Consider the following 12162-nt stretch of genomic DNA (forward strand, 5'->3'; position numbering starts at 1 on the left):
GGCAAGAAGGGTGGCATCAAGACCCGCCGCCTGGTTGCATCCACCTCCGATACCTATCGCGCTGTACTTCTCGGACTTGGGTAGCCTTCATGCGATTGCCCTGGGGGGTTGACGGAGCGTGATCGGTACTTTGATAATTATTCCTATTTGTGGGGTTTCTGTTATGAACCCGGCATGTCGTTCAGCCGGCATTCTGCAGGCTCTGTTCTTCCCGAAGGCTTCGCCAGGCAAATTGGCGACTGTCCGTCTGCGGGGCGTCGTTATCGACTTTGCGTCGACGCAGCTCGATCTGGACGAGATTATCGAGCCCCTGTTCGATTTTGGCGGTATGCAAGTTCATCGTTTTATTTGAGAAGGAAATATGGGTATGTCACGCATCGGTATCTTCTATGGCAGCAGTTCCGGCGTCACTCAGGCGGTGGCTGAAAAGCTCGCCGGACTTTTGGATGAGGATCGCTGCGATCTCTTCAACATGGAAGAAGACTTCGTCGATTTCGACGATATGTTGAAGTACGACCACCTGCTGTTTGGCTGTTCCACTTGGGGCTCGGGCGAGGTGCAGAACGATTGGCGCGACCCGCTGCTGGATCTGGCTAACGAAAAGCCCGACTTTTCCGGCAAGACCATCGCGCTGTTCGGCGCTGGTGATTATGTCGCGCATGGCGAGCAGTTCGTGAGTGCGCTTGGCGTGCTCTACGACAAGTTCAAGGCGCGTGGCGCCACTCTGGTCGGCAGCTTCCCGACCGATGGTTACACCTATGAGTATTCCTTCGCCGTGCGTGATGGAAAGTTCGTGGGCCTGCCTTTCGACAAGATCAACGAGGCGGACAAGACGGATGAGCGCCTTGAGCGCTGGGTTGCCGTGCTGCAGGAGGAGTTTCTGCCAGCCTGATCGAGAAACTCGATTGCACAGACGGGAAGAGGGCACGGCAGAGCGATCCGAAGCGCCTCACTCGTTTGACTCGGCGATGGGGTGAGCCCACGCGATCCCCATTGTCACTCCCCTGGAAGAGCGCTGGCAGAGCAGGTGCCGGTTCTGTCCTGCTTGCCGCCGGCCTGCGGGTGCCTCGTCGATCCGCTACCTGGAGTCCGCCCTGCCGGAGAGTCGGTACACTTTGTATTCGGCGCGTTTCGGGGGGTGTTTCGGAGCCTGAGGGTCAGTCTCGAACACGCTCTCGACATGCTCCAGGCTGATCTCGAAATCTTCCGAGTAAAGGGCCGAGAGTTCCTCGTCTACGCCCAGAGCCTGCTCCAGGGCCTGGTCTTCCTCCGCGTCCTCGATGGTCAGCAGGAAGACGCCGGCGTTGGCCGGCACGATTCTTCGCAGGTGGGCAACGTAGAGCCTGCGGATGTCTTCCGGCAGGGCGGTGAGCGCCGCCCGATCGTACACCGTGTCGATCTGTCCCAGATCGGCCTTGTCCAGCGAGAAGTAGTCTCCGCAGAGGATGCCGATCCGGCCGTGTTCCCACAGGGTGAAGTCGCCCATTTGCCGTCTGGACGGCTGCAGGCGGTTCTCCCGAAAAAAGGCCCGGACGGCGATGGGGCTCAGCTCGACGCCGATGACTTCATGGCCCTGCTCGGCAAGCCAGATCATGTCCAGGCTCTTGCCGCAGAGGGGGACGAAGACCCGACTGCCTTGGGGCCGCGCGAGATCGGGCCAGAATCTGGCAAGGTAGTGATTCACCGACTTCTGGTGGAAGTCGGTCCGCCGGTCGCGCCAGAGTTGCAGCCAGAGGGGATTGTCGCGGCTGCTCATGAGGATTTCGACCCCGCCGGCGGCGCCTCCCTGTGGAAGGCCATGCGTGGCCGAGGGAACGAGACCGGGGGCCGGCATCGGTGGCCGACGACGGCGATGGCGTGCGTGTGACAGGGAGACATGGCGCTTTCTTCTCGAGGATGGAGCGTGGTGCATCAGGAAAAGGTTCCGATCGAAGCGCACGGACTTCCGGAGAAGAGGGATGCGGAGCGACAAGACACTCGCGGAGACCGCGCCTGGAATCCACCCGACGAGTCATCTTGGGACAGTAGCACGGCCGGCCCGCTTCGGGAGATCCGGATACCGGCGATATCGTGCCTGCCGTCGGCTCCGGCGCTGCCCCGCTCCTGCGCCGGGCAGGCCGGCTGGAGCGGCCTGGTCTAGACTGCTGTCCGGGTCCATGAGGGACCTGACCGCAATCAAGGAGCCAGCATGTTCAAACATTCCCCTCTCGTTCTGCTCGCCTTTGCCAGTCTGCCGTTGTTCGCCGCCGAAGGCGACGCACCGAGCACCAAGCAGGTCATGCAGGAAAACAAGTCCGTCATCCAGAACCGGATCGCCGACATCGACTACAAGCGCAAGCAGATCGTCGAGGCCAACATGGCCCTCACCGTTCAAGAGGGCGAGGCGTTCTGGCCGATCTACAACAGCTACCGTACCGAGGCGGACAAGCTGAGCAAGAACGCCATCGCCCTGTTGCTCGACTATGCCCGCGCCTACGGTGAGGGTTCGGTGAGCGACGAAAGCGCGGGCAAACTGCAGGAGCGGCTGCTCGAGCTGCGCAAGGATCAGCTGGAGCTGAAGGAAAAGTACGCCAAGCGCATCGCCAAGGAGGTTTCGCCGAAGCGCTCGCTACGCTTCCTGCAGATCGAGGATCAGCTCGACGCCATCAGCCTGCTGGCCAATACCAGCGACATCCCGTTGGTCGAGTGACGGCCTCTGCCTTCCTGATATCCTTCTCCGGTTGAACGCGACTGGAGAACGATGTGAGCACCGCCTTCTTCATCGCCGGCACCGACACCGACGCCGGCAAGACCACTGTCGCCTGCGGCCTATTGCATGCCGCCCGGCGGGCGGGCCTGTCCACCGCGGCGGCCAAGCCTGTCGCCTCCGGCTGCGCAGTCACGCCCGCGGGGCTGCGCAACGGCGATGCCCTGGCGCTGCTCGGCGAGTGCTCGCTGGCGCTGGGCTATGCCGAGGTCAACCCGTTCGCCTTCGCTCCGGCCATCGCTCCGCACCTGGCGGCGCGCGAGGTCGGTGTCGAACTGAACGTGGCGGCGCTGCTCGCGCCGGTACGGAAGGTGCTGGCGCGCGGCGCCGACTTCAGCTTGGTGGAGGGGGCTGGTGGCTGGCGGGCGCCACTGTCCGGGCGGGAAAGCCTGTCCGATCTGGCGGTGGCCCTCGGCCTGCCGGTAATCCTGGTGGTCGGTGTGCGCCTCGGCTGCATCAGCCACTCGCTGCTCAGCGCCGAGGCGATCGCCCGCGACGGCCTGCTGCTGGCCGGCTGGGTGGCCAATATCGTCGATCCGCACACCGCACGTCTCGACGAGAACCTGGCGACCCTCGCTGAGCGTCTACCTGCGCCGTGCCTGGGGCGCATTCCGCGTCTGCTGGTCGCCACCCCGGCGGCGGTAGCGGCGCATCTCGAGCTGGGCGCGTTGCGGCTCTGAGGGCGCCCGGTTCGGGCTCCGGGGCGCGGCACCGGCAAGGGCTATCGCCTGCGGCCTTGAATGAACTGGACCAGGATAACCACGATTGCCACGACCAGCAGGAGGTGAATGAACCCGCCCATGGTGTAGGTTGAAACCAGTCCCAGCGCCCATAGGACCAGCAGGATAATCGCGATCGTCATGAGCATGTCTGGATCTCCCGTCATTGCCCGGCAGTGATCTGCCTTTCGCCAGATTGAGCGTAGCAGCCGGGCTGCGTCTGTTCGCTAGCAGGCACAGGGTCATGCCGTTCGGCACCTCTACTTGTAGTCCGTGTGTTGCCCTGCGGACCCCGCCCGCAGGTTGACGGGTGGCGCGGGGACGCGGCTGGACTATCCTTCCGGCGTCGAACGGGAAAGTCATTTCCAGCAAGGTAGCCGATATGACCGAGACACCCATGCAGCCCCGAAATCACCTCCTGGCTGCCCTGCCCGCCGACGTGCGGAAACGCCTGCGGCCTCATCTCGAGCGAGTGCCCATGCCGCTCGGCAAGGTCCTGTACGAGTCCGGGGATGCCTTGCGTCATGTCTATTTTCCGACCGACTCGATCGTGTCGATGCTCTACGTGATGGAAAGCGGCGCCTCGGCGGAAATCTCGGTGGTGGGCAACGAGGGCTTCGTCGGCGTCGCCATGCTCATGGGCGGCGGCGGCACCACGGGGCGCGCGGTCGTGCAAAGCGCTGGTCACGCCTATCGGTTGATGGCGCCGCGGCTCCGGGAGGAGTTCGAGCGCCACGGCGAGCTGCAGCGGCTGGTGCTGCGCTACACGCAGTCGCTGATCACGCAGGTGGCCCAGACGGCGGCCTGCAACCGTCACCACACGATCGACCAGCAGCTGTGCCGCTGGCTCCTGCTGTCGCTGGACCGCCTGCCGGACAATTGCTTGAGCATGACCCAGGAGCTGATTGCCAACATGCTGGGCGTACGCCGCGAGGGCGTCACCGAGGCTGCCGGCAAGTTGCAGAGGCTCGGCGTGATCGAGTACAGCCGCGGGCGTATCACGGTGCTGGACCGGCCCGCGCTCGAGCAGCTGAGCTGCGAGTGTTACGCCGTCGTCAAGCAGGAAACCGATCGCCTGTTGCCCTGGGTTCCCGTGCGTCGTGTCGAATGATCTGGCCAGCGCAACCCGTTGGTCACAGCCGCCCCAGCAACACCAGGATGAGGACGATGATCAGCACCAGCCCCAACCCGCCCATGGGTGCGTAGCCCCAGTTTCGACTGTGCGGCCAGGTCGGGAAGGCGCCGACCAGCATCAGGATCAGAATGATCAACAGGATGGTTCCCAGACTCATGGCGTTCTCCTCGGATTCGTCAGGGGCAGACTCGCTGCACTGGCGCCGAAGCCACGTGCGGCTATCGGCATATCTCCAGATTGGGGTATGTGACGGCCCGATTCTGTTCGTCAGCACACACAAGGCGGTGGGTTTCGTCGCGGGTAGCGGCAGGTTCGAGGTCGCCATGCACCCGCTGGCGTGGTACGCCGGCCGCGCTGTCGGTGCCGGCCGCGCCTATTGGGCTTCCGCCCCCGGTGCCTGCTGGCGCAGGATTTCCTTGCGTTTCATCTCGAGGTAGACGTCGCGCTCAGGTTCCTGCAGTTGCAGTGGATAGCGCCGGGCGCCGGCGTGCCAGAGTTCCAGGCGCCTTTCGTGCTGTTCCGCAGACGGTGTCGACAGTGCGCCGAGGAAGGCCTCGATCGCCAGGTAGTAGCGCATCGTGTTGCGCTCGACTATGGCGCGCATTCCGCCGACATGGATCGGCTGTCCGTCGGCCTTGCGCCCGACGATGCTGAAACCCACCTTGTCGCGACCGGCTGTCGCCAGGTAGCCCCGCACGGCCACGCGCGCCGCCAGGCCGTAGGCATACGAGTAGGACATGTGCAGGAAACTGCGCTGGGCATCGAGCGCTACCACCTCCAGCACCATACGATAGCGGCTGGTGCCCAGCGGTCCGGTTTCTGCGCCCAACGCCAGGTGCAGGTAATCGGGGGCGGCCACCACCACCCGGTAGCGAAACGCGAACGGATAGGCATCGGCCAGCAGCTGCTCGAAATTGCGGCCGATGTCGAGGCTCAGCGTGTCGCCCGCGGCGGTACGGCAACGCTTTACGTACGGGTGCAGGATCAGGATATCGCACCAGTGGGCGATGTCTTGCAGCGTCGGGCCGAGCACGGCATAGGGCTGCTCGAACCGCGCGTAGATGTCACCTTTCAGCGTACCCGCGGTCTGGCTCGACTCGATATGCAGCGGGCGCTGGAACGAGTTGCTGGTCAACTGGGCGCGCAAGGCCGCGTGGCGCGCCTTCAGCGCTACCGCGTCCTGGGCGCAGGCCAGTGGCATGACCAGCAGTGCCAGGCTGCAGAGCACGACGATCAGCAGCTCGCGCTGGTTCACCTGCCAGCCGGCCTTGGCGGTCAGTGGATTGACCAGGTTGAACTCCAACACGTTGATGCCGGTGTCAGCGAGGCGGGTGAAAAATGCGCCTGGCGTGCCGAGGGTGCCGACGCTGTCGCGAATCAGGTTGACCTGCACGCCCTCCCGCTGCAGCACGCCTGCGTGCTTGCACCGCCGGCACCCTCGCGGCGCGCTAAAACGTCAGGCCCCTGGCGTCGACGCTCTTGACGCCGCGGACGTTCTGGGCGAGTTCGACAGCCAGGTCACGCTCGGCCCCGCAATGTACCTTGCCGCTCAGGGTGACGATGCCACGCTGGGTGCTGACCGAGATGTCGGAGCCGGCAACATTGCTGGAATAATAGAGGAGGGTGGATTTTTTGGTCGTGATCCAGCTGTCGGAGATCCCCCCTTGGACCTGGCTCGCGGAACGCTTGGCGCTATCGACGACGGTCGACTTGGTGCTGTCGACCACCAGCTGATTGTCCACCGAGACGACGCCGCGTGTGCTCATGGCCAGACGGCCGGCGGTATCCCAGGCCGCCGCGCTGTCGGCGGTGCCGCGCAGCGTCACCCGGTCCCGCCGAGTCTCGACATCTTCATCGACCACGGCGGTCAGCGTGGCCTTGCCGTTTTGCACCGACACCTTGAGGTCGTGGGCGCGCAGATAGGGGCTCAGGGCATAGGTCATCCAGATCTTGGCTTCCTGTCGTGCTTCGGTGACTTCCTGGAGCACCATGGCAAGGATGAACGTGCGGGTCTGTGTGTACATGTCATCTCTCCACCGGAAAAGAACCGCTGCCAGTCGATAGCCCTCGCATAATGCTCCCCATCGGCATGAGCGTCGTCCTGACCGCTTGCCGTCCCGGTCGTTACGGAACGGCAGGTATTCCGTCTGACTTTACCACTTGCGCTTCTCGAGAAAGCCATTGACCGGTTTTTCAGCTTCGTCGCGGGTGATGGCATAGCGCTCTTGGATCAGGCCGGCGAGCTTCTCCTCGCGGCCTTCGGCTTCCAGCCTTTCCTCCGCGATCAACTTGCCCCACGCGATCTTGGCGGCGCCGACCTGTTGTTTTCATTTGTCCGTGATTTCATCTGCACTGGGTAGGCTCATGATGGCTGTCCTCCTGGCCCGTGATCTCGAGAAATGGCAAGGTGTCGATGCGGACAATGGCGGCGAACGAGCCCTGCGTCGGTGCGCTGGCCCACTTATGCCATGCGGATCGGTCGGGCCGGGCCCGTTGCTGCCGATGCAGTCGGCTGGTTCCGGCAGGCGCAGGCGGCAGCGCGTGTCTTGTGGCTGGCCACGCAGCGGTTGGTCTGACGAATGCGGAGAACTGCTTGCCCGCGCAGCGAATCGGCCATACCTTCTTCTGAACAACCAAGGCGGTTTCAGAGGACGATGACCATGCCCGAGTTCAAGGCCCCCCTGCGCGACATCCGTTTCGTCCGCGACGAGTTGCTTGGCTACCCGGCCCATTACCGGAGTCTGCCCGGTGGCGAGGACGCCACGCCGGATGTTGTCGGCGCCATCCTCGAGGAAGGCGCGCGCTTCTGCGAGGAGGTCATCGCTCCGCTCAACCGGGTGGGCGATCTCGAGGGCTGCAGCTGGAGCGAGTCGGGGGTGAAGACCCCGAGCGGCTTCCGGGAGGCCTACCGACGCTACGTCGAGGGTGGCTGGCCGAGTCTGGCGCATGCCGTCGAGCATGGCGGCCAGGGGCTGCCGGAGTCTCTCGGCATCGCCATCGCCGAGTTGGTCGGCGAGGCCAACTGGGCCTGGGGCATGTACCCAGGGCTGGCCCAGGGGGCGATGAACACCCTGTCCGCCCACGGCACCGAGGAGCAGAAGGCCACCTATCTGACTCGGCTGGTGTCCGGCGAGTGGACCGGCACCATGTGCTTGACCGAGCCGCACTGCGGCACCGACCTGGGCCTCTTGCGCACCCGTGCCGAGCCCCAGGCCGACGGCAGCTACCGGGTCAGCGGCACCAAGATCTTCATCTCCGCCGGCGAGCATGATCTGGCGGAGAACATCGTGCACATCGTGCTGGCCCGCCTTCCCGACGCTCCGCCCGGGACCAAGGGCATCTCGCTGTTCATCGTGCCGAAGTTCCTGCCGGCCGCCGGTGGCGGGCTGGGCGAGCGCAACCAGGTGTCCTGCGGCTCCATCGAGCACAAGATGGGCATCCACGGCAATGCTACCTGTGTGATGAACTTCGACGGCTCCACCGGCTTTCTCATCGGCCCGCCGAACAAGGGCCTCAACTGCATGTTCACCTTCATGAACACCGCCCGCCTAGGCACCGCGGTGCAGGGACTGGCGCATGCCGAGGTGGCCTTCCAGGGGGCGATCCGCTACGCCCGCGAGCGCCTGCAGATGCGCGCCCTGAGCGGCCCGAAGGCGCCGGAGCTGGCAGCCGACCCGATCATTGTGCACCCCGACGTGCGGCGCATGCTGCTTACTATCAAGGCCTTCGCCGAGGGCAACCGGGCGCTTTTGTACTACTCCGCGAAGCAGGTGGACATCGCCCGTTACAGTCAGGACGCGGCGGAGCGGGCGGCGGCCGACCTGCTGCTGGGCTTTCTCACCCCGATCGGCAAGGCGTTCATGACCGAAACCGGCTTCGAGGCGGCCAGCCTCGGCCTGCAGGTCTACGGCGGCCACGGCTACATCCGCGAATGGGGCATGGAGCAGAACCTGCGCGACAGCCGCATTGCCATGCTCTACGAGGGCACCACCGGTGTGCAGGCGCTGGACCTGCTCGGGCGCAAGGTGCTGATGACCCAGGGCGAGTCGCTCAAGGCCTTCACCAAGGTCGTGCACAAGTTCTGCAAGGCCCATGAGACGAACGAGGAGCTCAAGGCGTTCGTCGAGCCGCTGGCCCGGCTGAACCAGGAGTGGGGTGAGATCACGCTGGAGATCGGTGTGCAGGCGATGCAGGACCGCGAGGAGGTGGGTGCCGCCGCGGTGGATTACCTGATGTATTCCGGCTATGCCTGCCTGGCCTACTTCTGGGCCGACATGGCGCGCCTGGCACGGGAAAAGCTGGCCGCCGGCAGCGGCGAGGAGGCCTTCTACCGCGCCAAGCTGCAGGCCGCGCGTTTCTACTTCGCACGTATCCTGCCGCGCACCCGCAGCCATGTGGAGACCATGCGCGGTGGCGCCGGCCCACTGATGGAGATGGCGGCGGAGGATTTCGATCTGGGGTATTGAGGGGCGAGTCGGTGGCAGGCCGAAAGCCGGTGGGAGCGGCTTTGGCCGCGATGCTCTTGTGAGGGCTGCCTTCCCGGCCGAGGCCGCTCCCGCGGGGACGCTGGCGGCCCGTCTGGAAAGCAGACGACACCTGCTGCAATGAAAAACGCCCGGCGCGCATCGCGGCCGGGCGTTTTCGTGCGTGGCAAGGGCCGAAGTTCGGCCCTGCGGCGCTCTGCGGCAGTTTAGATCTTGCCGACCAGATCCAGGGACGGAGCCAGAGTGGCTTCGCCTTCCTTCCACTTGGCCGGGCAGACTTCGCCCGGGTGGGCGGCGACGTACTGGGCAGCCTTGATCTTGCGCAGCAGCTCATTGGCGTCGCGGCCGACGTTGCCGGCATTCAGCTCGATGATCTGGATCTTGCCCTGCGGGTCGAGGACGAAAGTACCGCGCTCGGCCAGGCCGGCTTCCTCGATCAGCACTTCGAAGTTGCGGGAGATGGTCAGGGTCGGGTCGCCAACCATCGGGAACTGGAGTTTCTTGACAGTTTCGGAGCTGTCGTGCCAGGCCTTGTGGGTGAAGTGGGTATCGGTGGACACGGCATAGATCTCGACGCCCAGCTTCTGGAATTCGGCATAGTTGTCGGCCAGGTCGCCCAGTTCGGTCGGGCAGATGAAAGTGAAGTCGGCCGGGTAGAAGAAGAATACGGACCACTTTCCTTGCAGGTCGGCTTCAGTGACGTCGATGAACTTGCCGTTATGAAAGGCGGTGGCTTTGAACGGCTTGACTTCGGTGTTGATCAGAGACATCTGCGAACTCCTTTTTGTGGATAGGGAAAACAGAGGCGATGTTACGCGATCCTGAAGAAAACCTTCATTGATTGACCGCATGGCCTCCATTGCTGTGGTCAATCGAAGGTTTCGACGATTGCACACGCCAAACACCCCATATGGGGCCGGAAGCTTCACGATACAACCCTTGCATGTCGGAAAGATTGTTTTCCCCCGAGTCGTCGCGGCTTGTATGTTTCAAGCCCGACCGGCACGGTCGAGTCTGGAAGCCGTTGAGGCAGCCATACCGGCGCGTGCAGTTTGGTAGTGGCTGGGGTGTTCGAGCCCGTATTCGAGTACAGAGCGCACGGCTGCCCTGCCGGTCTTCATCAAGTCCAAACGGTTACTCAATTCGTCGCACACCCTGAGCGACAGCTGCCGTGTACTGCTCGTCCTTGCGGACAAGATCGATCAGCTCTTTTGAGTCGATCCGCATATCCTCGAAGATCATCAGCCTTTCGTCACAATGAATGCCATTGCATTCACTGATGGCATGCCATATGTCATGGCATACAATGTGTATTTACTCATCACTATATGCATAGTGCCGCACCCTTATGCACTCGAGATCAGCCAGGACCCGCTCACCGAAGCGTGCGCCGACGGCATGATCTACGCCAGCGGTGCGTTGGACCGCAACAGGGACAGCGCTGCCTGCGCCAGCAAGGGCATCGTGCTGGTGCCGGACAGCGAGCCGGTCGGCGTCAAGCCCTCGCGTGCGCTGAAGGACGAGGTGATCTATGAAGTGCATGTGCGCGGCCTCACCATGAATGACACCAGCCTCCCGGAGGCAGTGCGCGGCACCTACGCTGGCGCCGCGACCAAGGCCTGATACCTTGCGGACCTCGGCATTACCGCGGTCGAGTTCCTGCCCGTGCAGGAGCTCCAGAACGACACCAATGATGTGGACCCGAACTCCGCCGTCGGCGACAACTACTGGGGCTACATGACGCTGAACTACTTCGCGCCGGACCGTCGTTATGCGTCGGACAGGTCGCCCGGCGGCCCCTCGCGGGAGTGGAAGGCGATGGTGAAGGCCTTCCACGGCGCCGACATCAAGGTCTATGTGGACGTGGTGTACAACCACACCGGCGAGGGAGCCCCCTGGGACAATAGCGACGGTGAGACCGTCTACAACATCATCTCGTGGCGCGGCCTCGACAATCCAACCTACTACTCGCTCACCAGCGACCTGCAGTCCCCGTGGGACAACACCGGCATGGACGGCAACTACAATACACGCAATGTCGTCGCGCAGAACCTGATCATCGATTCGCTGGCCTACTGGCGCGACACGCTCGGCGTGGACGGCTTCCGCTTCGATCTGGCTTCGGTGCTCGGCACCACCTGCGAGCATGGCTGCTTCCATTTCGACGGGACGGCCCCGGGCAACGCGCTCAACCGCATCGCAGCCGAGTTGCCGCCGCGGCCGGTGGAAGGAGGGGAGGGCATCGACCTGATTGCCGAGCCCTGGGCGTTCGGCGACAGCGCTGTTCACCGGCGGCGACGAAGTCCTGCGTACGCAGTTCGGCAACAACAACACCCACAACCTGGATTCACCCGCCAACTGGCTGAGCTGGACCCGCGATACCAACGAAGAAACCGATCACGAGGCCTTTACCCGCCGCCTGATCAGTTTCCGCAAGGCGCATCCGGCAATGCGCCCGGCACACTTCTATTCGGAGGCGGACCACAACGACAACGGGATGGAGCAGCTGCGCTGGTTCAAGCCCGACGGCGTGCAGGCCGACAGTGCCTATCTCAACGACCCGCACAACCATCATGCCATTGCCTGGCGTATCGACGGCACGGAACTCGGTGATCCTGCAAGCGCGATCTACGTCGCCTACAACGGCTGGTCGAGCGACGTGAACTTCAGCTTGCCATGGCCCGGCTCCGGCAAGAGCTGGTACCGGGTCACCGACACGGCCAGCTGGAGCGAGGGGCCCGACACGGTCGTCAGCCCCGATGCCGAGGCCTTCATCGGTGGCGAGGGTACGATGTATACGTTGGCGAGGCGTTCGGTATTGTTGCTGATCGCCAAGTGAACTTGGAGGTCTGGCGGGAGGTGCGCTTGTGGATGCTGCCTTGAGTGACAACCTGCTTGAGGCTGCGAACGCTGTTTTTCGCAACTTCAGTCTGGCGCATTGACGCCGTAAGGAAGGGGAGTCCATTTCATTGCTCTAGCACTACAGTTGCATATTTAGCCTTCATCTGCCTTGCTTGATGTATTCCCTTGCCTGGGAGAGACCGGATGACAACTGCATCGATCGAGACAACCCTGGAG

General features: G+C 63.7%; 14 protein-coding genes and 2 pseudogenes. 9 read left to right on the top strand and 7 right to left on the bottom strand.

The features are described 5' to 3' along the window. Positions 1-118 precede the first annotated feature (118 nt). Positions 119-352: a hypothetical protein gene (locus tag ACYVD0_RS08970; protein ID WP_460426500.1), complete on the top strand. Its 234-nt coding sequence runs from the start codon at positions 119-121 to the stop codon at positions 350-352. Between the two features lie 15 nt (positions 353-367). After that, positions 368-892, top strand: coding sequence for a flavodoxin (locus ACYVD0_RS08975; RefSeq protein WP_460426501.1), 525 nt, complete (start codon positions 368-370; stop codon positions 890-892). Positions 893-1078: 186 nt separating this feature from the next. Here the strand turns inward: ACYVD0_RS08975 and ACYVD0_RS08980 are convergent, their stop codons facing one another. Further along, positions 1079-1756 (bottom strand): class I SAM-dependent methyltransferase, encoded by a 678-nt coding sequence (locus ACYVD0_RS08980; RefSeq protein ID WP_460426502.1) that lies wholly within the window; start codon positions 1754-1756, stop codon positions 1079-1081. Between the two features lie 432 nt (positions 1757-2188). Between ACYVD0_RS08980 and ACYVD0_RS08985 the strand changes: the two genes are divergently transcribed. Further along, positions 2189-2689: a transcriptional regulator gene (locus tag ACYVD0_RS08985; RefSeq protein ID WP_460426503.1), complete on the top strand. Its 501-nt coding sequence runs from the start codon at positions 2189-2191 to the stop codon at positions 2687-2689. Positions 2690-2742: 53 nt separating this feature from the next. Next, positions 2743-3426, top strand: coding sequence for an ATP-dependent dethiobiotin synthetase BioD (gene bioD, locus ACYVD0_RS08990; protein WP_460426504.1), 684 nt, complete (start codon positions 2743-2745; stop codon positions 3424-3426). 41 nt (positions 3427-3467) lie between these two features. On the opposite strand, the gene ACYVD0_RS08995 is transcribed toward bioD, so the two are convergent. Continuing rightward, positions 3468-3614: a lmo0937 family membrane protein gene (locus tag ACYVD0_RS08995; protein WP_460426505.1), complete on the bottom strand. Its 147-nt coding sequence runs from the start codon at positions 3612-3614 to the stop codon at positions 3468-3470. Positions 3615-3847: 233 nt separating this feature from the next. Here ACYVD0_RS08995 and ACYVD0_RS09000 point away from each other — a divergent pair, with 233 nt between their 5' ends. After that, complete coding sequence (locus ACYVD0_RS09000; protein WP_460426506.1) at positions 3848-4576, top strand: Crp/Fnr family transcriptional regulator; 729 nt, start codon at positions 3848-3850, stop codon at positions 4574-4576. A gap of 22 nt (positions 4577-4598) precedes the next feature. Here ACYVD0_RS09000 and ACYVD0_RS09005 read toward each other — a convergent pair whose 3' ends face one another. The 4 genes and pseudogenes from ACYVD0_RS09005 to ACYVD0_RS09020 form a co-directional block, all read right to left on the bottom strand. Further along, positions 4599-4757: a DUF3309 family protein gene (locus tag ACYVD0_RS09005; protein WP_460426507.1), complete on the bottom strand. Its 159-nt coding sequence runs from the start codon at positions 4755-4757 to the stop codon at positions 4599-4601. Between the two features lie 216 nt (positions 4758-4973). After that, positions 4974-6011: a phospholipase D-like domain-containing protein gene (locus ACYVD0_RS09010; RefSeq protein WP_460426508.1), complete on the bottom strand. Its 1038-nt coding sequence runs from the start codon at positions 6009-6011 to the stop codon at positions 4974-4976. 37 nt (positions 6012-6048) lie between these two features. Next, a complete protein-coding gene (locus ACYVD0_RS09015; RefSeq protein ID WP_460426509.1) occupies positions 6049-6624 on the bottom strand; it encodes a BON domain-containing protein in 576 nt (191 codons plus the stop codon). A 129-nt stretch (positions 6625-6753) separates the two neighbouring features. After that, a pseudogene (locus tag ACYVD0_RS09020) lies at positions 6754-6912 on the bottom strand (CsbD family protein); the annotation flags it as partial. A gap of 348 nt (positions 6913-7260) precedes the next feature. Between ACYVD0_RS09020 and ACYVD0_RS09025 the strand changes: the two are divergent. Continuing rightward, positions 7261-9066, top strand: a complete 1806-nt coding sequence (locus ACYVD0_RS09025; protein ID WP_460426510.1) for an acyl-CoA dehydrogenase family protein — start codon at positions 7261-7263, stop codon at positions 9064-9066. Between the two features lie 224 nt (positions 9067-9290). Here ACYVD0_RS09025 and ahpC read toward each other — a convergent pair whose 3' ends face one another. Then, a complete protein-coding gene (ahpC, locus tag ACYVD0_RS09030; protein ID WP_460426511.1) occupies positions 9291-9854 on the bottom strand; it encodes a peroxiredoxin in 564 nt (187 codons plus the stop codon). 538 nt (positions 9855-10392) lie between these two features. Between ahpC and ACYVD0_RS09035 the strand changes: the two genes are divergently transcribed. The 3 genes and pseudogenes from ACYVD0_RS09035 to ACYVD0_RS09045 all read left to right on the top strand — a co-directional run bounded on the left by ACYVD0_RS09035 (position 10393) and on the right by ACYVD0_RS09045 (position 11923). Then, positions 10393-10707, top strand: coding sequence for a hypothetical protein (locus tag ACYVD0_RS09035; protein ID WP_460426512.1), 315 nt, complete (start codon positions 10393-10395; stop codon positions 10705-10707). Positions 10708-10719: 12 nt separating this feature from the next. Beyond that, positions 10720-11697 (top strand): annotated as a pseudogene (locus tag ACYVD0_RS09040) (alpha-amylase family glycosyl hydrolase); the annotation flags it as partial. Then, complete coding sequence (locus tag ACYVD0_RS09045) at positions 11582-11923, top strand: hypothetical protein (RefSeq protein WP_460426513.1); 342 nt, start codon at positions 11582-11584, stop codon at positions 11921-11923. The pseudogene ACYVD0_RS09040 and the gene ACYVD0_RS09045, both read left to right, overlap by 116 nt. Positions 11924-12162 lie beyond the last annotated feature (239 nt).

The sequence above is a fragment of the Azotobacter armeniacus genome, from assembly GCF_054779355.1.

Excerpts from the sequence above, each read along its gene's own strand:
- ACYVD0_RS08975 (WP_460426501.1), top strand. The coding sequence starts at position 368 with ATGTCACGCATCGGTATCTTCTATGGCAGCAGTTCCGGCGTCACTCAG.
- ACYVD0_RS08980 (WP_460426502.1), bottom strand. The coding sequence starts at position 1,756 with ATGAGCAGCCGCGACAATCCCCTCTGGCTGCAACTCTGGCGCGACCGG.
- ACYVD0_RS08985 (WP_460426503.1), top strand. The coding sequence starts at position 2,189 with ATGTTCAAACATTCCCCTCTCGTTCTGCTCGCCTTTGCCAGTCTGCCG.
- ACYVD0_RS08995 (WP_460426505.1), bottom strand. The coding sequence starts at position 3,614 with ATGCTCATGACGATCGCGATTATCCTGCTGGTCCTATGGGCGCTGGGA.
- ACYVD0_RS09000 (WP_460426506.1), top strand. The coding sequence starts at position 3,848 with ATGACCGAGACACCCATGCAGCCCCGAAATCACCTCCTGGCTGCCCTG.
- ACYVD0_RS09005 (WP_460426507.1), bottom strand. The coding sequence starts at position 4,757 with ATGAGTCTGGGAACCATCCTGTTGATCATTCTGATCCTGATGCTGGTC.
- ACYVD0_RS09015 (WP_460426509.1), bottom strand. The coding sequence starts at position 6,624 with ATGTACACACAGACCCGCACGTTCATCCTTGCCATGGTGCTCCAGGAA.
- ACYVD0_RS09025 (WP_460426510.1), top strand. The coding sequence starts at position 7,261 with ATGCCCGAGTTCAAGGCCCCCCTGCGCGACATCCGTTTCGTCCGCGAC.
- ahpC (WP_460426511.1), bottom strand. The coding sequence starts at position 9,854 with ATGTCTCTGATCAACACCGAAGTCAAGCCGTTCAAAGCCACCGCCTTT.
- ACYVD0_RS09045 (WP_460426513.1), top strand. The coding sequence starts at position 11,582 with ATGGAGCAGCTGCGCTGGTTCAAGCCCGACGGCGTGCAGGCCGACAGT.